We start from the raw sequence: 19962 nt of genomic DNA, 5'->3' as shown, positions 1-19962 counted from the left end.
GCTCAGGCGACCAGCGTCATCGGCCCGCGGTGCCCGACCAGTTCGAGCACGCGCTCGCCCGACACGGTCTCGTGGGCGAGCAGTTCGTCCGTGAGCTCGTCGAGCGCGCGGCGGTGCGTGCGCATGATCTGCTGGCATTTCACGTTGAGTCCTTCGAGCAGCAGGCTGGCCTGGCGCACCGCGGCCGAGACCTGCCGCGATGCGTGCTGCGCCGGCAGCGCGTCCAGGCTGAACAGCGCACCGTCCTCGCCGAAGCCGTAGCGCCCGACCATGTCGAGCGCCAGCTTCGAGGCCTGCTGCAGGTCGTGGCTGGCGCCGCTCGATGCTTCCTCGAACACGGCCAGCTCGGCGTTGCGACCGCCCAGCAGCAACTGGATGTGCTTCTCCATGTCGCTCTTCAACACCAGCGTCATGTCTTCTTCCTGCGTCACCAGCGTGGCGCCCAGCGCCCCGCCGCGCGGCAGGATGGTGACCTTCTCGACCTTGCCGTAGCCCAGCACGACGGAGACGAGCGCGTGGCCGGCCTCATGCACCGCGATGCAGCGCCGCTCGCGCTCGCCGAGCGCACGCTGCGCGCCGTTGAGTTCGCCGATGCGCGTGGTCTCGATGGCTTCCATCAGGTGGCCCATCGACACCGCTTCCGCGCTCGCGCGCGCCGCCACGAGGGCCGCATGGTTGACGACGTGCGCGATGGTCGCCGGCGACAGCCCGGTGGTCAGGCGGGCCAGCTGCTCGTAGTCCACCTCGCCGGCGAGGCGCAGCTTGGCGGCATAGAGCCGGAAGATGGCGGCACGGTCGCGCACGTCCGGCAGCTTGACGTTCACGCGGCGATCGAAGCGCCCTTCGCGCAGCAGCGCATCGTCGAGGTTGTCGACCAGGTTGGTGGCACCGACGACGATGACGCCCTCGTTGGCCTCGAAGCCGTCCATCTCGACCAGCAACTGGTTGATGATGCGGTTGCCCTCCGATTCCGCCGGCCCCGAGCCGCCGGCGCTGCGCCTCGAGATGCCGTCGATCTCGTCGATGAAGAGGATGCAGGGCGCGTTCTTGCGTGCGGTCTCGAAGAGCTTCTTGACCTTCTGCACGCCGACGCCATAGAACTTGGAAGTGAACTCGCTGCCGTTGGTGGCGATGAAGCGGGCGCCGCACTCGCCGGCAAGCGCCTTGGCGAGCAGCGTCTTGCCGACACCGGGTCCGCCGAGCATGAGCACGCCGCAGGGCGGTCGCGCGCCGAGCGCGCTGAAGCGCTTCGGGTTCTTCAGGTAGTCGACGATGTCCTGCAGCGCGTTCTTGGCCTCACCGGCGCCGATGACGTCGTCGAAGCGCAGGCCGGTCGGCTTCTCGACCAGCTTGGCGCTTGCGCCGATGCTGTCGCGCATCATGTAGACAAGGACCGCGACGAGCAGGATGGGGAGGAACACCCCCACCAGATCGCGCGCCGCACTCAGCGTGCGGTCGTCTGCGGCAGGTGCGCCGACCGTGGTGTCCGGCAGCACGACCAGCTGGAACGATTTCGAATCGCCGGCCTTCGCCGCCTCGCCGACGACCAGTGCGGCGAAGGAGCCTCGGCCGTCGACCACGAAGTAGCGCTCTCCGGCGGTCGTGGACACGAGGATGGCATTGGCCGCGATGCCGACAGTGCGGACCGCGCCGGCGCGCAGGTCGCGCAGCAGTTCGGAGCCGTCCTTCTCGGTGGCGGTCCAGTCGGCCGGCGACGTGCGCATCTGCTGCGCGGCGCCGCCGAGCTGATGAAGCTGCGGCGTTTCGCGCAGCGCCAGGTACAGGGCGGCGATGGCCAAGGCGCCTAGAAAGGCGGCGAAAGCCAATCGAGCCACGCCCGATCGAACAAGTCTGTGGAGCTGCTTCATGGACGGCGGACGGGGCGCGGCATCCGACGATGGTAGGCAGCCCGGCAGCAATCGACACCGCCACAGCAGCGGCGGCGCAGCTTAAACACCGCTTGCGTGGAGTACTTCGCGGCCGGCCCGGCACCGGCGTTGCGCGCTCGCGTCAGCGCGGGCGGCGCAGCACCCTATTTCTTCTGCACCAGCTTGATCACACTCGAAAAATCGAGCGCTCCATTCCCAGCCAGGCTGTGCGCGGCATACAGATTGCGCGCCAGCCCGCCGAGCGGCGTGGCGGCGCGCACCGCGGCGGCGTTCTCCTGCGCGAGGCCCAGGTCCTTGAGCATCAGGTCGGTGCCGAAGCCGCCGGCATAGCCCTTGGAGGCCGGCGCGTTTTCCATCACGCCGGGCAGCGGGTTGTATTTTTCGAGCGCCCAGTTGCCGCCCGAGCTGCGCCGCATGATCTCCGACAGCACCTTGGGATCGAGCCCGTTGGCCACGCCGAGCGCGATCGCCTCGGAGGTACCGATCATCAGGATGCCGAGCAGCATGTTGTTGCAGATCTTGGCCGTCTGGCCAGCGCCCGCCTCGCCGGCATGGAAGATGTTGGCGCCCATCTTCTCCAGCACCGGGCGCGCGCGTTCAAGGTCGGCTTCGGAACCGCCGACCATGAAGGTCAGCGTGCCCGCGATCGCGCCGCCGGTGCCGCCCGAGACGGGCGCATCGATCACGGCCACGCCGCGTTTCGCGCCCGCTTCCGCCACCTTGCGCGAAGTTGCCGCGGCGATGGTGCTGCTGTCGATCACCAGCGTGCCGGCCGCGATCTTCTCCATCAGGCCGGGCTGGCCGTCGCCGCCGAGGTAGAGCGACTCCACATGCTGGCTTGCAGGCAGCATGCTGATCACCACCTCGGCGCCGGCGAGCGCGTCCACCGCCGACTTGGCGATCGGCAGTCCCTCGGCGCCGAGCTTCTTGCAGGCCTCGGCCGAAAGGTCGAAAGCGCTGAGTGCGTGGCCGGCCTTGTGCAGGTTGAGGGCCATCGGGCCGCCCATGTTGCCCAGGCCGATGAATGCGATCTTCATGTGTGTCTCCGTTTTGTGCTCTTCCCACCCGTTCGGGCTGAGCTTGTCGAAGCCGCGCGCGGCCCTTCGACAAGACCTGTCCTGAGCTTGTCGAAGGGCTCAGGGTGAGCGGAGTCGGGGGTTGTTGTCATTCGCTCAGACGAGTCCGGCGAGTTCCGGCGCCATCTCGCCGCGGACCTTCAGGTGATCTTCAATGAAGGCTGGCGTGATGTCGTCCAGCGTGGCCGGGTTCCACTTCGGATTGCGGTCCTTGTCGATCAGCACGGCGCGGATGCCCTCGGCAAAGTCCTTGTGCGCGCAGAAGCCCAGCGAGGCCCAGTACTCGAGCCGGAAGACTTCGGCCAGCGACATGCGGTGCACGCGCTGCCAGAGTTCGAAGCTGAGCGCCGCCGAGCTCGGCGCGCCCTTGGCGAAGGTCTTTGCCGCGGTCTGCAGCCAAGGGTCGTCGCTTTGCAACGCGCGCAGCCGCTTGGCGATGTCGCCCAGGTCGTCGCCGGCCATCAGCGCGTTGATGGTGTCGAAATGCTCGCGCACCTTGGAAGGCGGCAGTTCGGTGCCTTCGCCCGCGCGCAGCAGGATGCGCGAGAGCGCGGCGCGATCGGCCTTGGCCTCGCCGGTCCATGCGCCTGCGGCGATCTCGTCCAGCACCTGCGCCTTGCTGTCGTGCGGCACCAGCAGGTCGGCCAGCCCGCAGAAGATGGCGTCGGCGGCATTGAGGCTGACTCCGGTGAGCGCGAGGAACAGGCCCACGCGCCCCGGCATGCGGCGCAGGAACCAGCTGCCGCCCACGTCGGGGTAGAGCCCGATGCTGATCTCCGGCATTGCGAGGCGGCTCTGCGCCGTGACCACGCGGTGCGAAGCACCCGCCATGAGCCCGATGCCGCCGCCCATCACGATGCCGTGGCCCCAGCACAGGATGGGCTTGGGAAAGGTGTGGATCAGGTAGTCGAGCTCGTACTCCTCGGCGAAGAAACGCTCGGCGTAGGGGTTGCGTTCGGGTCCGCATTCCAGCAGCGTCTGGTAGAGCTGGCGCAGGTCGCCGCCGGCGCAGAAAGCCTTCTCGCCCGCGGCCTGCAGCAGCACGCCGGCAACGCCCGCGTCCTGCGCCCATGCGCGGAGCTTCGGCGTGAGCAGCCGCACCATCGCCACCGACAGTGCGTTCAGCGAAGCCGGCGTGTTGAGCGTGGCCACGCCGAAGCGCCGGCCGCCGGCCGTTTGGATTTCGTCGAACAGGACCACTTCATCGCTCATCGGATGTCACTCTCACCTTCCAGCAATTTGCGCGCGACGATCACGCGCATGATTTCGTTGGTGCCTTCGAGGATCTGGTGCACGCGCGTGTCGCGCACCAGCCGCTCCAGCGGGAACTCGCTCAAATAGCCGTAGCCACCGTGCAGCTGGAGCGCCTCGTTGCAGACGTTGAAGCCGACGTCGGTCGCAAAGCGCTTGGCCATCGCGCAATAGGTGCTCGCATCGGCATGCCCGGCGTCGAGCTTGCTCGCGGCCAGCCTCACCATCTGGCGCGCGGCCACCAGTTCGGTCGCCATGTCGGCCAGCTTGAACTGCAGCGCCTGGAAGCTCGCGAGCGGCTTTCCGAACTGGCTGCGTTCGTGCAGGTAGCGGCGCGACGCGTCGAGCGCGCCCTGCGCCGCGCCGACCGAGCAGGTCGCGATGTTGATGCGGCCGCCGTCCAGCCCCTTCATCGCGATGCGGAAACCCTCGCCTTCGCTGCCGAGCAGGTTGGCGGCGGGCACGCGCACGTTGTCGAAGTTGATGGTGCGCGTGGGCTGGCTTTTCCAGCCCATCTTGTGCTCTTTTTTGCCGTAGCTGATGCCGGGCGCATCGGCAGGCATCGCGAAGGCCGAGATGCCGCCCGCACCGCCGCCACCGGTGCGCGCCATCAGCACCAGCACGTCGGTCGAGCCGGCGCCCGAGATGAAGGCCTTGCCGCCGTTGATGACGTACTCGGCGCCTTGCAACTCGGCGCGCGTCTTCAGCGAGCCGGCGTCCGAGCCGGCGCCCGGTTCGGTCAGGCAGTAGGAGGCCAGCTTGCGCCCGCTCGTGAGATCGGCGCCCCATTGCTCGCGCACGGCGGGCCCGCCCCAGGTGCCGAGCATCCAGGTCGCCATGTTGTGGATCGTGATGAAGGCCGTGGTCGACGGATCGACTGCGGCCATCTCCTCGAACACCAGCGTGGCGTCAAGGCGCGGCAGCGCCAGGCCCTCGATGCTTTCGGGCGCATAGAGGCCGCAGAAGCCGAGCTCGCCCGCCTTCGCGATCGCCTCTTTCGGGAAGATGCCTTCGGCGTCCCAGCGCGCGGCATGCGGCGCGAATTCGGCCGATGCGAATTCGCGCGCGGTCTGCGCAAAGGCCCGCTGCTCTTCGGAGAGTTCGAAGTCCATGCGCCCTGAGATTACTTCAGGCTGATGGTCGTGTTGAGCCCGTGCGCCGTGTCGTCGTCGAACCAGCGCTCCGTCACCGTCTTGGTCTGCGTGTAGAACATGATGACCTGCTTGCCATAGGGGCCGAGGTCGCCGAGCTTCGAGCCGCGCGAACCGGTGAAGGAGAACATCGGCACCGGCACCGGGATCGGCACGTTGATGCCGACCTGCCCGACGTCGATGTCTTCCTGGAAGCGGCGCGCCGCGGCGCCCGACTGCGTGAAGATCGCGGTGCCGTTGCCGTTCGGGTTGGCGTTGATGAGCTCGATGGCTTCGTCGATGCTCTCGGCATTGGCCAGGCACAGCACCGGGCCGAAGATCTCCTGGTCGTAGATGGTCATGCCGGGCTTGACGTCGGCGAACACCGTCGGGCCGACGAAGTTGCCCTTCTCGTAGCCCGGTACCGTCGGCTTGCGGCCGTCCAGCGCCAGCGTGGCACCGTCGGCCACGCCGCGTTCGATCAAGCCGTTGACGCGCTCGTAGGCCGCGCACGACACCAGCGGACCGACGTCCACGCCCTTCTCGGTGCCGGCGCCGATCTTCAGCGTCTTGGCCTTCTCGACCAGTTCGGGCACCCACTTCTGCGCCTCGCCCACCAGCACCGCGACCGACACCGCCATGCAGCGCTGCCCCGCCGCACCGAAGCTCGCGCCGGCCAGTGCATTGAGCGTCTGCTCCTTGTTGGCATCGGGCATCACGATGGCGTGGTTCTTGGCGCCCATCATGCATTGCACGCGCTTGCCGGCGAGCGTGGCGCGGTTGTAGACGTGCGTGCCGACCTTGGTCGAGCCGACGAAGGAGATCGCCTTGATGTCCTTGTGATCGCAGATCGCGTTGACCACCGCCTCGCCGCCGTGCACGACGTTGAGCACGCCGGCCGGGATGCCGGCTTCGAGCGCGAGTTCGGCCAGGCGCATCGTGACCATCGGGTCCTGCTCGGAGGGCTTCAGCACGAAGGTGTTGCCGGTGACGATGGCCATCGGGAACATCCACAGCGGAATCATGGCCGGGAAGTTGAAGGGCGTGATGCCCGCGCACACGCCCAGCGGCTGCAGCAGCGTGTAGGTGTCGACGCCGTTGGCGACGTTGTTGGCCAGCTCGCCGAGCTGCAGGTTGCCGATGTTCGATGCGTGCTCGACCACTTCGAGGCCGCGGAACACGTCGCCTTCGGCATCGGGCAGGGTCTTGCCCTGCTCGGCCGTGAGGATCGCGGCCAGCTCGGCCATGTTCTCGCGGATGAGTTGCTGGTACTTCAGGAAGATGCGCGCGCGCGCGCCGATCGGCGTCTTGCGCCAGGTCTTGAAGGCTTCCTTGGCCGAGGCCACGGCGGCATCGACTTCGGCTTGCGTGGCGAAGGGCACGCGGGCCAGCACTTGCTGCGTGGCCGGGTTGACGATGTCGCGCCACTCGGTGGTTTTCGACTCGACGAACTTGCCGCCGATCAGCAGCTTGACGGTCGCGACCTGGGTCGCGGGTGTGGTGGTAGCGTCCATGAACTTTGTCTCCTGATGGGGTGCAGCAACCAATGCTAGCTTTGCACTTTTGCCATGGCAATAGACAAATACGCACCCACGATCTGCATAATTGCAAAGCATGGACTGGGACAACCTGCGCTTCTTTCTGGAGCTCGCGCGCACCGGCACGCTGGTGAGCGCTGCACGCCGGCTCGCGGTCGACCACACGACGGTGGCGCGCCGCATCCAGGCGCTCGAGAAGGAAGTCGGCAGCGCCCTCTTCTCGCGCGAGGCCGGCGGCCATCGCCTCACCGAAGCGGGCCGCCGGCTGCAACCGCAGGTGGAGGCGATGGAGAGCGCCTTTCTCGCGGTCGAGAGCGCGGCGCCCGCTTCGCGCGAGGGCCTGTCGGGCCTGGTGCGCATCGGCGCCACCGAGGGCTTCGGCACCATCGTGCTGGCGCCGAGGCTCGCGCTCTTCGCGCAGCAGCACCCCAAGCTCGTGATCGACCTGCTGGCGATGCCGCGGCTGGTGCACCTGTCGCGCCGCGAGGCCGACATCGTGATCTCGCTCGAACGCCCGGCGCGCGGGCCGGTGGTGGTGACCAAGCTGACGGACTACGTGCTGCGTCTCTACGCGTCGGAGCACTACCTGGCATCGCACAAGCCGATCGCTGCGCGCGAGGACCTGCGCGGCCACAGCTTCATCAGCTACGTGGACGACCTGCTCTTCAGCAAGGAGCTGCAGTACCTCGACGAGCTGTACCGGCCCGATTCGTTCGCGCTGCGCAGCACCAGCATCCTCGCGCAGCACCAGGCCGCCGTGGCGGGTGCCGGCATCGCGGTGCTGCCGGCCTTCATCGCCGAGCGCGACGCCTCGCTGCGCCGCGTGCTGCCGGGCGAGGCGAACTTCACGCGCACTTTCTGGATGTCGGTGGCGGCCGAGACGCGGCACCTGGCGCGCATGCAGGCCACCTGGAACTTCCTGCGCGAGACGGTGGAGGCGCAGCGCGAGGTGCTGCTGCCGGCGGATGCCGCCGCCGGCTAGTTGCGATGCTGCGAGCGCTGGCGCTTGCGGTACCAGTCCGCCGCTTCTCCGCGCGAGGCCAACTCCAGCCGCTCGAGGATGCGCGCCAGGTGTCGCTTGACGTATGGGGACTGAGATTCAAGGTGCGTGCAATGAGCTTGTTGCTTTCGCCCTCGGCAACGCGTTGCAGTACTTCGATCTCGCGCTCGCTGAGCAGCGACGAGGCCTCGCTCGTCTCCGGCGCCGGCACGACGACCTCCACGCGACGCAGCTGCCGAGCGGTGTCCGCCCATCGTTGAATGGCCGAGACGCCGATGGCGGGAATGTCGGCGCTCCAGTCGGCATTGGCCAATTCGGTGAGCGCGCTCACGCCGGTCAACAGCACGCCGATCAGCTCGCCCGTGCGGTTCTCGTGCTCGAGAAGCGACGCCACGGCCACCAGGCATTCGCCGGAGAGCCGCATCGGAGCTCGGCGCGCGCCAGGTGAACGCGGCAGATGCGCTAGGCAGCCGCCGGACTGCACGGAACACTCCAGGCATCGACCATTCCACCCTGCCCCGTCTGAATGAGGCCAGCCCGTGGTGATCGCCGCGCCGGCTTCGAGCGTTGGCCCGTCTTCGAGGAACTGCGTGGCTCCTCTGGGCGATGTGCGGTCCGCCGGCGCCGCGAATACTTCACCCATGCGCAAGAACGGATGCCGGTCGGCATCCCGGCGCTCCCGATTGGAGGAAGTGATGAGCTCGGCCGCTGGTTTGACAATGAAATACGAGAGTTCCCATTTCGCGCTCTGCGATGCCAAAAAGGCGACGGCGAAGGCCGGCATCCCGGAGTTGCTGAAACGGTTGGCGCCGCTGGGCCTTGCTGCCCGGGCGCGCCGGGTCTGGCACAGGCTCTCGCACAGAGCCAGGCTCCTGTGCGCCGGCTCCTCATGACTGCGTCGAGCTTCGGCTTGTCGATGGTGGTCGCTTTTCTTGGCGCGCTTTAGGACTTATGGCCAGATCGGCGGGTGGCTGCCGGGCGGCATCGAGGGACGCGCCCAGCCGGCCGGCGTTCGCGCCAGCCGCGCGCTGTGGCGCATGGCGCGGAGTTCGCCGAAACCCGATGACGCGCTCTCGAGCCAGGGCTCCCTGTCGGGCTTGACCAGCGCCAGGCCGCCACGCACCCGCCCGAGCCCGCGCAGCCAATGCCCGGTCTGCGCCAGCGAGACCTGCACATGCCAGCCGCCGCCCTCCTGCTGCTGGCGCCACAGCGCAGCGGCTGCGCCCATCGCGATCAGGTAGCCGGTCGCCTCGTCGATGATCTGCATCGGCAAGGGCCTGGGCTTGCCGTCGCCGGCCGCCTCGCCCTCGGCGTGGTTGAAGCCCATGGCGGTCTGCACCAGGGAATCGAAGCCGCGGCGCTGCGACCAGGGCCCCTCGGTCCCATAGGCCGAGAGCGAAACGTAGACGATGCCCGGACGCCGGACTGCCGCGTCCTGGGCCCCGAACCCGAGCGCCGCCAGGCCGCCGGGCCGGTAGCCCTGCACGAACACGTGGGCATCGGCCAGCAGGCGCGCGAGCGCGTCGCGTCCCGCCTCGCTGCGCAGATCCGCGTGGACCGAGAGCTTGCCGCGGCTGGTGTCGGCGATGGCTTCGATGTTGGGCAGTTGCGGCGAATTGACCAGCATCACGTCGGCACCGTAGGCCGCGAGCGCGCGGCAGCCGACCGGCCCCGCGAGCACACGCGTGAGATCGAGCACACGCAACCCGGCCAGGGGCCGTTCGTGGACGTGCAGCGGCGGCAAACCCAGCGGCGGCGCGTCGCCGATGCGCTCGATGGTGAAGAGCGGCTGTACCGCCACGGCCCGGCCCTGCGGTGTCGCGTCCCATTCGTCGAAGCGGCGCAAGGCAGTGGCCACGAGGCCGGCTTCGGCCGCCGCCTGTTCGAAGTCGTTGGCCCTCCACGCCGCCATGGCCGCCTCGGCGTCGGCGCGCTGCGCGGTCGCCGGCGCCAGCCCCATCAGGCGCAGCGCGCCGTCGCGATGGTGGGCAAAGTTGGCATGCACGCGCACCCAGCCGTCTGCGCAACGGTAGAGGCCGGAGAAAGGATCCCATTGCGGCGGCACGTGGCCGTCGATGCTGAACCAGGCCGTGCAATCGAGCGCGGCATGCAGCATGTCGACCGCGACCTGCTGGCGCCGCACGCCGCGCAGGTGGCCCAGCTCGCAGGCCGCGAGCGCGGCAGCGGCGATGGTGCTCTGCGCCGCCGCGCCGACGGCGAATGACGAGGGCAGCACCGGATCGGCGCCGCTCAGTTGCACGAAGTCCAGCGCATCGGCGGGCAGGCCGGCCTGCTGCCAGAGCCCCTGCAACGCGCCGATGACCTTCATCTTCAGTGAAGCAGCTTCACGCCCGTCTTGGCCTGTAGCGCCTCGAAAGTCACGCCGTCGGCGAGCTCGATCACCTTGAGACCCTCGGGCGTGACGTCCATCACGGCCAGGTCGGTGATGACGCGGTCGACCACGCCCACACCGGTGAGCGGCAAGGTGCACTGCTCGAGGATCTTGAGGTCCTCGGTGCCGTCCTTCTTCTTCGCGACGTGTTCCATCAGCACGATCACGCGCTTGACGCCGGCCACCAGGTCCATGGCGCCACCCATGCCCTTGACCATCTTGCCGGGGATCATCCAGTTGGCGAGGTCGCCCTTGGCGCTGACCTGCATGGCACCGAGGATCGACAGGTTGATCTTGCCGCCGCGGATCATCGCGAAGCTTTCGTGGCTGCCGAAGATGGCCGAGCCGGGGATGGTGGTCACGGTCTGCTTGCCGGCGTTGATCAGGTCGGCGTCGACCTGGTCCTCGGTGGGAAAGGGGCCGATGCCGAGCATGCCGTTCTCGCTCTGCAGCCAGACTTCCTTGTCGCCGACGAAATTGGCCACCAGCGTGGGGATGCCGATGCCGAGGTTGACATAGAAACCGTCTTCGAGTTCTTGCGCGGCGCGTGCCGCCATCTGGTCTTGGGTCCAGGGCATGTCAGGCTCCTTTGTTCTTGATGGTGGCGGGGCTGCCCGTGTTCACGGCAGCCTGCGCGATGGCGGCCTGCGCCTCGACCTTGGCGGCAGCGACATCGACCGCGGCGCTCACGGTGCGCTTCTCGATGCGCTTCTCGGGCTTGGCATTGAGCACGATGCGGTGCACGTAGATGCCCGGCAGGTGGATGTCGTCCGGCGCGAGCTCGCCGATCTCGACGATCTTCTCGACCTCGACGATGCAGATCTTGCCGGCCATGGCGGCGGCCGGATTGAAGTTGCGCGCCGTGAGGCGGAAGCGCAGGTTGCCCGACTTGTCGGCCACGTCAGCCTTGACCAGCGCCACATCGGGCACCAGCGAGCGTTCCATCACATAGGTCTCGCCATCGAACTCGCGCAGCTCCTTGCCCTCCGCGACCATCGTGCCCACGCCGGTCTTGGTGAAGAAGGCCGGGATGCCGGCGCCGCCGGCGCGCAGCTTCTCGGCCAGCGTGCCCTGCGGCGTGAACTCGAGCTCGAGCTCGCCGGCCAGGTACTGGCGCTCGAACTCCTTGTTCTCGCCCACGTAGCTCGCGATCATCTTCTTGATCTGGCGCGTGCCGAGCAGCTTGCCCAGGCCGAAGCCGTCGACGCCGGCGTTGTTGGAGATGCAGGTCAGGTTCTTGACGCCCGAGTCGTGCAGCGCATCGATCAGCGCCTCGGGAATGCCGCAGAGGCCGAAGCCGCCGACCGCGAGTGTCTGGCCGTCGGCGACGACGCCCTTGAGCGCTGCGTCGGCGGAGGGATAGATCTTGTTGGCCATGGTTCCTCGTTCGGAAATGGTTGATGAAGCGCCTGAGACGATACTACGTACAGGCATACGTAGTATTTCGTAATGGAGACACCCGACACTCTTTTGCACGCGATCGACTACCGGCTCGCCTTCGAGCAGGCGCCGGTGGGCATGGTGCTGTCGCGCCACCGCATCATCGTCGACTGCAATGCGCGCCTGTGCGAGATGTTCGGCACCACGCCTCATGACCTCGTCGGTGAATCGTTTCGCGTGCTCTACCCGAGCGTCGCCGAATTCGAGCGCATCGGCAAGCGCATGGAGCCGATTCTCAACGCGAGCGGCCGCTATGCCGACAACCGCATGATGAGAAGGGTCGGCAGCCTGCATGGCGCCTTCGCGGGCGAGACCTTCTGGTGCCACGTGAGCGGCCAGGCGCTCAACCGCGCCGCACCGCACGAAGCCGGCATCTGGACCTTCGAGGACCTCGGCTCGCGCAGGGCGGCCAAGGCCGAACTCACGCCGCGCGAGCGCGAGGTGGCGGCCCAGGTGATGCAGGGCCTGACCTCGAAGGAAATCGGCAAGGTGCTCGGCATCAGCCACCGCACGGTCGAGATCCACCGCGCGCGGCTGATGCGCAAGTACGCGGCGGCGACCACGGCCGAGCTGGTGCAGAAGCTCATCGCCGGCTAAGCCGGCTACGGCACGATCCGACACCATGTCTTCGTCCCCCGGCCCCACCAAGCCGCCGCACCATCGCGCGCGCGGCTTCCAGAACAACTACATCGAGTTCCAGCCCAAGAGCCTCGCCGAGCTGCTGCGATGGCGCCGAGAGGCCGCGCGCGCCGGCCTGCCCCGCCCGCCGCTCGCGCCCATCCCCCAGGCGGCGCCCGATCTGCCGTGGCTGCACGCCAACGCAAAGGCCGGCGCACGGATGGCGCCCGCCGTCACGTGGATCGGCCACTCGACCGTGCTGGCCCAGCTCGGCGGCCTCACGCTGCTGACCGACCCGATGTTCTCCGAGCGCGCCTCGCCCGTGCAGTTCGCGGGGCCGCGGCGCCATGTGCCGCCCGGCATCGCGCTGCCCGAGCTGCCGCATGTGGACCTGGTGCTGGTCTCGCACAACCACTACGACCATCTCGATGCCGCATCGGTGACGGCGCTGAAGCGGCAGCCCGGCGGCCCGCCGCTCTTCGTCGTGCCGCTGGGCCTTGAACCATGGTTCACGGCGCAGGGCATCCGGCATGCCGTGGAGCTGGATTGGTGGGACAGCCATCGCATCGCGACGCCGCAGGGTGAGGCCGAGGTCGTGCTGGTCCCGGCACAGCACTGGTCCTCGCGCGGCCCGCGCGATGCACTCGCCACCTTGTGGGGCGGCTTTGCGGTGTTCGCGCCGGACTGCCATCTGCTCTTTGCCGGCGACACCGGCTACTCGCGCGACTTCAGCGACATCCGCCGGCATTTCGAGAACAGGCAGACAGCCGCACAAGGCGGCGGCTTCGACATCGCACTGCTGCCCATCGGCGCCTACGCGCCGCGCTGGTTCATGAGCGCGCAGCATGTGAACGTCGAGGAGGCGCTGCAGATCCACGACGACCTCGGCGCCAAGCGCTCGCTCGGCGTGCACTGGGGCACCTTCGAACTGACGGACGAGTCGCTGGACGAGCCGCCGCGGAAGCTGGCCGAATTGCGCGTGGCGCGCGGCATGCCGGAGGACGAATTCTTCGTGATGGCGATCGGCGAGACGCGCAAACTCGCTCCCCGGGTTGCCGCAACGAAGAGAACTTGAACCATGACGAACATGCCGCGCGCCGCCAGCTGCATCCTGGCAGCCATGGCCTTGCTGGCCGGCTGCAGCAACGCGCCGCCTCGCGAGGCCCGCGCCGCCGCGCCATCCACCGACTGCACGGCGCGCGTCGGCACCGACCGCAATGCCGAACTGCCCGGCTACCTCCTGCCGAGCGCGGCCGGCGGCACGGTCTGCGTTCCCTTGCTGTTGACCGCAAACCGCCAGCCGAAGGACTATGCAGGCCGCGACTTCCACGTCGATGAATTCACCGACGCCAAGCTCAAGGCGCGCTGGAACGCTTGCAAGGCCGATGCCGCCTGCTTTCGCCGCATCGATGCGCAGATGCAGCGCTGGCTGCCGCCCAACAAGGAGCGCGCGACGCGCTCGACCGGCGTGGTCGATCCCTCGGGCCGGATCGATCCCGACGGCAAGGTCGACCTGCGGCAGATCCGGCGCCCGGCCTTCTTCGCCAAAGCGCCCTACAACGAATCGATCGCCGAGGCCGAGCCGCGCAGCTACACGGTCGAATTCAGCGCACCGCGCGACAGCTTCGAGCGCATCGACCTGAAGATGCACGACACCATCAAGCTGCGCGGCTGGTACATCGAGGGCAGCGGCGTGGACGACGGCAAGGGCGGCAAGCTGCGTGCGCTGGTCATCATGGCCAGCGGTGGTGGAGGCCAGCTCACGGCGATCCAGCATCCTGACGAGAAGTCCTACCGCATCGATCCGGCCACCGGCAAGACGGTGGACATCGCCTTCCCCAACGCCACCACCGAGACCATGGGCCAGCGCTGGTGGCGCGAGAACCTGCATGCGCTGAACATGGCCGGCTTCGACGTGCTGGGCTACGACCGCCGCGGCGAAGGCCTCTCGGGCGGCTTCAGCGACACCCACACGCTCGAACAGGGCGAGGACGTGTTCCGCGTGCTCGAGCAACTCGAGAGCGGGCGCGGCGTGCGCATGCTGACGCCTTCGGGCCAACTGCTCGAAGGCAGCGCGGCCGGCGGCCGGCTGCTCGCGGGCATGAAGGCCGACCGGATTCCGATCATCCTCGCCGGCTATTCGCGCGGCTCGATGTCGACCGCCTGGGCCATGACGAAGAACTTCGTCGAATCGTGCAGCTACGACATGCCGAGCGTGACTTGCACGCCGCCCAAGGGCTTGAAGAACATCAAGGGCGCGATCCTGCTCGCGTCCTTCGCGAGCGGCGCGGGCTACGTGCCGGCATCGCCCGACCTGGCCGACCGCAACCTCTTCGCGGCCGGCATGGCGGCCGACCATCACATCGTCTTCTATCCGAGCTCGGCCACGCTCGCGGGCATGGACAAATGGCCAGCAGCCTTCTTCGGCAAGGGACTGTGGGACCGCGCCGAGAGCGTGGAAGGAACGATCGCGGCCTACGACCGCATCCGCGGCGCGAAGGAGATCGTGGTGGCCCGCGGGCCGCATTCGATGGAGACCTGGGCGCCGGCCGACCTGCGCTACCTGCAGGAGCGCATGGTGGCCTTCGCAAAGGTGGCGGTGACGGGCGGCACGCGCGTGCCGAGTGCGAAGCCGTGGTCCGATCTCAGGTCGCTCGTCGCGACCACGCCCGATTCGTGGGAGCCTTCCTCGCGCCCCCGCTAACCGGCTTTGCGAAAGGTCAGGTTGATGCGGCAGGCGCCCATGAAGGGATGCGCCTCTTCCTTCAGCGGCAGCACGCCGTGGTAGTGCAGCCGCGCCGGCCCGCCCCACACGACCACGTCGCCGTGCGCGAGCGGCACGCGGCGCGCCTTGTCCGCACGCTTCGCGCCGCCGAAGAGGAAGACCGCCGGCATGCCGAGCGACACCGAGACGATGGGCCAGCGCATGTCGCGCTCGTTGCGGTCCTGGTGCAACGAAAGGCGCGTGCCTGCTTCATAGCGGTTGAGCAGGCAGGCATCCGGCACAAAGCCCTCGAAGCCGGCGGCCGCCGCGGCCTCGGTCGCGAGCTGCGAGAAGGCCTCCGGCATACATGGCCAGGGCCGGCCGGTGTCCGGATCGATGGTGTCGTAGCGGTAGCCCGTGCGATCCGTGACCCAGCCCAGCGCGCCGCAGTTGCTCATCGCGACCGACATGCGAAAGCCGCCCGGCGTGACCATGTGGCGCAGCGGCGCCTGCGCCGTCACTTCGTTCACGCCGGCCAGCAGCGCGGCTTCATGCGGCGTCGCAAAAGCACGCAGCCACACCGCGCCCGGGCCCAGCGATTCGACAGGCGATTCAAACAGATCCTCTGTCACGCGCGGCTCCTTCGGGGAACACCGCGGAACCGGCTTTGCCGGGCCGCTGGTGTTGCCCCCGGTGAGGGGGTTGGCGTAGCGACACGAAGTGCGCGAAGCCTGGGGGTGAGCTTCATGTCGCGTCGTGGAAGATGATGCCGGCCGTGTGGCGCTGGCCCGAACGCACGCGGCTCACACCATGCCGCAGATTGACGCGGTAGACGCCGCGCGTGCCCTGCACCGGACGGTGGTGCACCGCGATGACGGCCGCGTCGCCCTGGCGCAGCGGCAGCACCATCGGCCGCGACTGCATGCGCGGCCGCTGCTCGGTCATCACGAACTCGCCGCCGGTGAAATCGCGGCCGGGCTCCGACAGCAGGATCACGAGCTGCAGCGGGAACACGTGCTCGCCGTACAGGTCCTGGTGCAGGCAGTTGTAGTCGTCGGCGCCGTACTGCAGCAACAACGGCGTGGGCCGCGTCTGGCCCGCCGCATGGCAGCGCGCGATGAAGTCGGCATGCCATGGCGGATAGCGCACCTCGATGCCCATGACCTGGTTCCACCGGTTGGCGATGGGCGCGAGCTGCGCGTAGACCGCTTCGCGCAAGCGCGCCAGGCGCTCCGGCAAGGGATAGTCGAAGTACTTGTACTCGCCGCGCCCGAAGCCGTGCCTTTCCATCACCACGCGGCTGCGAAACAGCGGATCGAGCGGGTACAACGCCGACAGCGACTCGCACTCCTCGCGTGTCAACAACCGCTCGATCAAGGCGCTGCCCTCGGCATCGAGGTCCAGCGCCACTTGGTCCCAATCGATCATGCGGCGCTCGCCTCCCGCTCGAGCAAGGCACTCTTGCGCCCCACACCCCAGCGATAGCCCGACAGGCTGCCGTCGCTGCGCACCACGCGGTGACACGGGATCGCCACGGCAATCGCATTGGCGCCGCAGGCCTGGGCCACGGCACGCACCGACTTCGGGCTGCCGATGCGCCGGGCGATCTCGGCATAGCTCGCGGTCGTGCCGGCCGGGATCTCGCGCAGCGCCTGCCACACGCGCTGCTGGAAGGCGGTGCCGCGCACGTCCAAGGGCAGGTCCAGGCCCAGGCCCGGTGCCTCGACGAAGCCCACCACCTTGGCCACCAATTCCTCGAAGGCCGCATCGCCGCCGATCAACCGTGCCTGCGGGAACTGGTCCTGCAGCGCGCGCACCAGCGCATCCGGATCGTCGCCCAGCGCGATCGCGCAGACGCCGCGCTCGCTCTGCGCGACCAGGATCGCGCCGAGTGCGCATTCGCCGATCGCGAAGCGGATATCGGTGTTGGCGCCGCCGGCGCGCCACGCGGTCGGCGTCATGCCGAGCATCTTGTTCGAGCTCTCGTAGAAACGGCCGTTGGAGTTGTAGCCGGCGTCGTAGATCGCATCCGTCACCGTGTCGCTGCGCGCGAGCTCCTGGCGCACGCGCTTCGCGCGGTGCGCGGCCGCGTAAGCCTTGGGCGTGAGGCCCGTGGCCTCCTTGAAGATGCGATGCAGGTGGTAGCTGCTGAGTCCGGCACGCTCGGCGAGCTGGGCCAGCGTGGGCGCCTCTTCGGCGCGCTCGATGAAGCGGCACAGCTCGGCCACCTGCGCCGCATGCTGTTCGGCCAGCGCGGGCTGGTCGGGCTTGCAGCGCTTGCAGGGCCTGAAGCCCGCACGCTCCGCGTCGGCGGCCGTGGCGTGGAAGTCCACGTTCTCGGGCCGGGCCGGGCGCGCGCCGCAGGAGGGCCGGCAGTACACGCCCGTGGTCCTGACCGAATAGAAGAACTTGCCGTCGGCCGCCGGATCGCGCGCGGCCACCGCCGCCCAGCGCGGATCGCTCACGGTCGCGAGGGCGCGGATTTCGTTGGGGTTGCTCATGTTCATGTGGATCCTCTAGCAGTGTCGTTGATCGATGCATCCACTCTAGGGATCAGGGGTTGCATGCGCACTCCGGCTCTTGCTTTCGAATTCGGACATTTCCGGCCTTGGCCTACGGGCCAGCGCATCGGGCCTCGTTACCATTTCGGCCAATGATCGATCGCCGCTCACTCCTCACCGCCAGCGGCGCCTCCATGGCGCTCGCCGCTCTCGGATTCCCTCCAGATGCCCTCGCAGCCGGCGGAATCAAGCTCGCACAACCCCGGCCCTTCTCTTTCGAACGTCTTGTTACCTTCGCGAAATCGCAGGCCGCCAAACCCTATGTGGCCGACAACACGCTGCCGGCCGACGTGCTGCAGCGCATCGACTACGACGCGCACGGCAAGATCAAGTACAACCCCGACAACGCGCTGTTCCGCGACGGCCCCGGCCCCTTCCCGGTCACCTTCTTCCACCTCGGGCGCTACTTCCAGACGCCGGTCCACATGTATGTGACCGAGGCCGCGAGCGGCGACGGTTTTGCACGCGAGATCCTCTACGACAGCGCATATTTCTCGATGCCGGACGACAGCCCCGCGCGCAAGCTGCCCGATGGTGCCGGTTTCGCGGGCTTCCGCCTGCAGGAAAGCCGCAACGGCGATCAGAAGAAGCTGCCCTGGCAGACCAACGACTGGGTCGCCTTCCTCGGCGCCTCCTACTTCCGCGCTATCGGCGAGCTCTACCAGTACGGCTTGTCGGCCCGCGGCATCGCGCTCGATGCGGCCATGCCCGACCGGCCCGAGGAGTTCCCGAACTTCACGCGCTTCTACTTCGAGCCGCCGGCTGTGCCGGATGCGAACACGATGACGGTCTATGCGCTGCTCGAGGGACCGAGCATCACCGGCGCCTACAAGTTCGTCATGCAGCGCGGCAAGGCGGTGCTGATGGACATCGAGTCGCGCCTCTTCCTGCGCCGCGACATCGGCCGCCTCGGGCTGGTGCCGCTGACCTCGATGTACTGGTACTCGGAAAGCAGGCCCACCGGCATCGACTGGCGGCCCGAGGTGCACGACTCCGACGGCCTCGCGATCTGGAACGGCGCCGGCGAGCGCATCTGGCGACCGCTGAACAATCCCACGCAGACCCGCGCCTCGTCCTTCAGCGACACGCGCCCGCGCGGCTTCGGCCTCCTGCAGCGCGACCGCGCCTTCGACCACTACCAGGACGGCGTGTTCTACGAGAAGCGCCCCAGCCTCTGGGTCGAACCGCTGGGCGACTGGGGCGAAGGCTCGGTGCAACTGGTCGAGATACCGACCGACGACGAGATCCACGACAACATCCTCGCCTGCTGGGTGCCCAAGGCGCCGGCCGCCGCGGGCTCCAGCTACAACCTCAAGTACCGGCTGCACTGGGCCGACCAGGAGCCCTTTCCCTCCCCGCTCGCGCGCTGCGTGGCGACGCGCCTCGGGCGCGGCGGGCAACCGGGCACGCAGCGGCCGCAGGGCGTGCGCAAGTTCATGGTCGAGTTCATCGGCAAGCCGCTGGAGACGATCCCCTTCGGCGTCAAGCCCGAGCTCGTGCTCACGGCTTCGCGCGGCAAGTTCTCCTACATCTTCTCGGAAGCGGTGCCCAACGGCGTGCCGGGCCACTGGCGCGCGCAGTTCGACTTCACCGTGGATGGCAGCGAGCCGGCCGACATGCGCTTGTACCTGAAGAACGGCGACCAGACGCTGACCGAGACCTGGCTGTACCAGTACCAGCCGGGCTGATCCCCACGACCGACTTGGACGCTTCGTCCAATGTTGGATACATTCGGCCGATGAAGAAAAAGCCGAACAAGCTCCTGCTGCGGGAGCTGCAGACCATCGCGCAGGGCCTCGGGAAAACCTTCGCTCCTTTCTGCGAGGTGGTCGTCCACGACCTCACCCATCCGAAGAACGCGATCTTCGCGATCGAGAACAACCTGAGCGGGCGCCGCGTGGGCCAACCGGTGACGGAGCTGGGCCTGGCGCGCATCGGCGACCCGGACTACCCGGCCGTCATCACCAACTACGCCAACCAGTTCGCCGACGGCCGCAAGGTCAAGAGCACCTCGATCGGCATCAAGGACGAGAGCGGCGAGTACGTCGCCGCGCTGTGCCTGAACGTGGACCTCACGCTGTTCCAGGGCTTCCAGGCTGCGCTCGCGCAGTTCACCCGCATCGAATCGAGCGAGATCAGTGAAACGCTGGACGCGCGGCATACCGACCGCATCTGCGAGCGGGTCGACGAGTTCGCCGCCACGCGCGCCACCAGCGCACGATCGCTCAAGCCGGCGGACCGCAGGCAGCTTGTGCAGGAACTGAAGAAAGCCGGCTTCCTCGACATCCGACGAGGCATGGAGATCGCAGCGGCGCACATGGGCGTGTCGCGGGCGACGGTGTACAGCGACGCGAAGTAGGGCC

17 protein-coding genes and 1 pseudogene are annotated in these 19962 nt (G+C 68.3%); 6 read left to right on the top strand and 12 right to left on the bottom strand.

From position 1 onward, the window contains the following. Window positions 1-2: 2 nt before the first annotated feature. The 5 genes from ACSQ9I_RS11930 to ACSQ9I_RS11910 form a co-directional block, all read right to left on the bottom strand. Window positions 3-1868 carry an ATP-dependent metallopeptidase FtsH/Yme1/Tma family protein gene (locus ACSQ9I_RS11930; RefSeq protein ID WP_436313285.1) on the bottom strand — a complete coding sequence of 622 codons (1866 nt, stop codon included), beginning with the start codon at window positions 1866-1868 and terminating at the stop codon, window positions 3-5. Between the two features lie 164 nt (window positions 1869-2032). Then, window positions 2033-2926 (bottom strand): 3-hydroxyisobutyrate dehydrogenase, encoded by an 894-nt coding sequence (mmsB, locus tag ACSQ9I_RS11925; RefSeq protein WP_436313284.1) that lies wholly within the window; start codon window positions 2924-2926, stop codon window positions 2033-2035. Between the two features lie 135 nt (window positions 2927-3061). Continuing rightward, a complete protein-coding gene (locus tag ACSQ9I_RS11920; protein ID WP_436313283.1) occupies window positions 3062-4177 on the bottom strand; it encodes an enoyl-CoA hydratase/isomerase family protein in 1116 nt (371 codons plus the stop codon). Continuing rightward, a complete protein-coding gene (locus ACSQ9I_RS11915) occupies window positions 4174-5328 on the bottom strand; it encodes an acyl-CoA dehydrogenase family protein (protein WP_436313282.1) in 1155 nt (384 codons plus the stop codon). The genes ACSQ9I_RS11920 and ACSQ9I_RS11915 overlap by 4 nt, the downstream gene beginning before the upstream one ends. 11 nt (window positions 5329-5339) lie before the next feature. Continuing rightward, a complete protein-coding gene (locus tag ACSQ9I_RS11910; RefSeq protein ID WP_436313281.1) occupies window positions 5340-6860 on the bottom strand; it encodes a CoA-acylating methylmalonate-semialdehyde dehydrogenase in 1521 nt (506 codons plus the stop codon). A 100-nt stretch (window positions 6861-6960) separates the two neighbouring features. Here ACSQ9I_RS11910 and ACSQ9I_RS11905 point away from each other — a divergent pair, with 100 nt between their 5' ends. After that, window positions 6961-7866 carry a LysR substrate-binding domain-containing protein gene (locus tag ACSQ9I_RS11905; RefSeq protein WP_436313280.1) on the top strand — a complete coding sequence of 302 codons (906 nt, stop codon included), beginning with the start codon at window positions 6961-6963 and terminating at the stop codon, window positions 7864-7866. A gap of 145 nt (window positions 7867-8011) precedes the next feature. On the opposite strand, the pseudogene ACSQ9I_RS11900 reads toward ACSQ9I_RS11905, so the two are convergent. The 4 genes and pseudogenes from ACSQ9I_RS11900 to ACSQ9I_RS11885 form a co-directional block, all read right to left on the bottom strand. Continuing rightward, window positions 8012-8308: pseudogene (locus tag ACSQ9I_RS11900) on the bottom strand (hypothetical protein); the annotation flags it as partial. 525 nt (window positions 8309-8833) lie between these two features. Continuing rightward, window positions 8834-10213, bottom strand: a complete 1380-nt coding sequence (locus ACSQ9I_RS11895) for a CoA transferase (RefSeq protein ID WP_436313279.1) — start codon at window positions 10211-10213, stop codon at window positions 8834-8836. Between the two features lie 2 nt (window positions 10214-10215). Beyond that, window positions 10216-10854, bottom strand: a complete 639-nt coding sequence (locus ACSQ9I_RS11890) for a 3-oxoacid CoA-transferase subunit B (protein WP_093109336.1) — start codon at window positions 10852-10854, stop codon at window positions 10216-10218. 1 nt (window position 10855) lies between these two features. Continuing rightward, window positions 10856-11653, bottom strand: coding sequence for a CoA transferase subunit A (locus tag ACSQ9I_RS11885; protein ID WP_093109337.1), 798 nt, complete (start codon window positions 11651-11653; stop codon window positions 10856-10858). 93 nt (window positions 11654-11746) lie between these two features. Between ACSQ9I_RS11885 and ACSQ9I_RS11880 the strand changes: the two genes are divergently transcribed. Genes ACSQ9I_RS11880 through ACSQ9I_RS11870 form a run of 3 tightly spaced genes read left to right on the top strand, consistent with a single transcriptional unit; the run spans window position 11747 to window position 15038 of the window. Then, window positions 11747-12313 carry a LuxR C-terminal-related transcriptional regulator gene (locus tag ACSQ9I_RS11880; RefSeq protein ID WP_093109338.1) on the top strand — a complete coding sequence of 189 codons (567 nt, stop codon included), beginning with the start codon at window positions 11747-11749 and terminating at the stop codon, window positions 12311-12313. A gap of 25 nt (window positions 12314-12338) precedes the next feature. Further along, entirely contained in the window at window positions 12339-13409 is a 1071-nt protein-coding gene (locus ACSQ9I_RS11875; RefSeq protein WP_436313278.1) for an MBL fold metallo-hydrolase, read from the top strand. A 3-nt stretch (window positions 13410-13412) separates the two neighbouring features. Continuing rightward, entirely contained in the window at window positions 13413-15038 is a 1626-nt protein-coding gene (locus tag ACSQ9I_RS11870; RefSeq protein WP_436313277.1) for an alpha/beta fold hydrolase, read from the top strand. On the opposite strand, the gene alkB is transcribed toward ACSQ9I_RS11870, so the two are convergent. The 3 genes from alkB to ada form a co-directional block, all read right to left on the bottom strand. After that, entirely contained in the window at window positions 15035-15670 is a 636-nt protein-coding gene (gene alkB / locus ACSQ9I_RS11865) for a DNA oxidative demethylase AlkB (protein ID WP_436313276.1), read from the bottom strand. The genes ACSQ9I_RS11870 and alkB overlap by 4 nt on opposite strands. Before the next feature lie 112 nt (window positions 15671-15782). Continuing rightward, window positions 15783-16466 carry a 2OG-Fe(II) oxygenase gene (locus ACSQ9I_RS11860; RefSeq protein ID WP_436313275.1) on the bottom strand — a complete coding sequence of 228 codons (684 nt, stop codon included), beginning with the start codon at window positions 16464-16466 and terminating at the stop codon, window positions 15783-15785. Continuing rightward, the gene (gene ada / locus ACSQ9I_RS11855; protein ID WP_436313274.1) at window positions 16463-17545 is read right to left on the bottom strand and encodes a bifunctional DNA-binding transcriptional regulator/O6-methylguanine-DNA methyltransferase Ada; all 1083 of its coding nucleotides are present in this window, start codon (window positions 17543-17545) and stop codon (window positions 16463-16465) included. Before ada ends, ACSQ9I_RS11860 begins: the two co-directional genes overlap by 4 nt. A 146-nt stretch (window positions 17546-17691) precedes the next feature. Here ada and ACSQ9I_RS11850 point away from each other — a divergent pair, with 146 nt between their 5' ends. Together ACSQ9I_RS11850 and ACSQ9I_RS11845 are read left to right on the top strand one after the other, a co-directional pair. Further along, window positions 17692-19287, top strand: a complete 1596-nt coding sequence (locus ACSQ9I_RS11850) for a glucan biosynthesis protein (protein WP_436313273.1) — start codon at window positions 17692-17694, stop codon at window positions 19285-19287. Between the two features lie 50 nt (window positions 19288-19337). Beyond that, window positions 19338-19958: a helix-turn-helix transcriptional regulator gene (locus ACSQ9I_RS11845; RefSeq protein WP_436313272.1), complete on the top strand. Its 621-nt coding sequence runs from the start codon at window positions 19338-19340 to the stop codon at window positions 19956-19958. Window positions 19959-19962: the final 4 nt, after the last annotated feature.

Source organism: Variovorax sp. LjRoot84 (assembly GCF_964254305.1).
GTDB lineage: Bacteria > Pseudomonadota > Gammaproteobacteria > Burkholderiales > Burkholderiaceae_C > Variovorax.
The sequence above is the reverse complement of the archived record's forward strand: the minus strand, read 5'-3'. Positions and strand labels throughout refer to the sequence as shown.

Excerpts from the sequence above, each read along its gene's own strand:
- ACSQ9I_RS11930 (WP_436313285.1), bottom strand. The coding sequence starts at position 1,868 with ATGAAGCAGCTCCACAGACTTGTTCGATCGGGCGTGGCTCGATTGGCT.
- mmsB (WP_436313284.1), bottom strand. The coding sequence starts at position 2,926 with ATGAAGATCGCATTCATCGGCCTGGGCAACATGGGCGGCCCGATGGCC.
- ACSQ9I_RS11920 (WP_436313283.1), bottom strand. The coding sequence starts at position 4,177 with ATGAGCGATGAAGTGGTCCTGTTCGACGAAATCCAAACGGCCGGCGGC.
- ACSQ9I_RS11915 (WP_436313282.1), bottom strand. The coding sequence starts at position 5,328 with ATGGACTTCGAACTCTCCGAAGAGCAGCGGGCCTTTGCGCAGACCGCG.
- ACSQ9I_RS11910 (WP_436313281.1), bottom strand. The coding sequence starts at position 6,860 with ATGGACGCTACCACCACACCCGCGACCCAGGTCGCGACCGTCAAGCTG.
- ACSQ9I_RS11905 (WP_436313280.1), top strand. The coding sequence starts at position 6,961 with ATGGACTGGGACAACCTGCGCTTCTTTCTGGAGCTCGCGCGCACCGGC.
- ACSQ9I_RS11895 (WP_436313279.1), bottom strand. The coding sequence starts at position 10,213 with ATGAAGGTCATCGGCGCGTTGCAGGGGCTCTGGCAGCAGGCCGGCCTG.
- ACSQ9I_RS11890 (WP_093109336.1), bottom strand. The coding sequence starts at position 10,854 with ATGCCCTGGACCCAAGACCAGATGGCGGCACGCGCCGCGCAAGAACTC.
- ACSQ9I_RS11885 (WP_093109337.1), bottom strand. The coding sequence starts at position 11,653 with ATGGCCAACAAGATCTATCCCTCCGCCGACGCAGCGCTCAAGGGCGTC.
- ACSQ9I_RS11875 (WP_436313278.1), top strand. The coding sequence starts at position 12,339 with ATGTCTTCGTCCCCCGGCCCCACCAAGCCGCCGCACCATCGCGCGCGC.
- ACSQ9I_RS11870 (WP_436313277.1), top strand. The coding sequence starts at position 13,413 with ATGACGAACATGCCGCGCGCCGCCAGCTGCATCCTGGCAGCCATGGCC.
- ACSQ9I_RS11860 (WP_436313275.1), bottom strand. The coding sequence starts at position 16,466 with ATGATCGATTGGGACCAAGTGGCGCTGGACCTCGATGCCGAGGGCAGC.
- ada (WP_436313274.1), bottom strand. The coding sequence starts at position 17,545 with ATGAACATGAGCAACCCCAACGAAATCCGCGCCCTCGCGACCGTGAGC.
- ACSQ9I_RS11850 (WP_436313273.1), top strand. The coding sequence starts at position 17,692 with ATGATCGATCGCCGCTCACTCCTCACCGCCAGCGGCGCCTCCATGGCG.
- ACSQ9I_RS11845 (WP_436313272.1), top strand. The coding sequence starts at position 19,338 with ATGAAGAAAAAGCCGAACAAGCTCCTGCTGCGGGAGCTGCAGACCATC.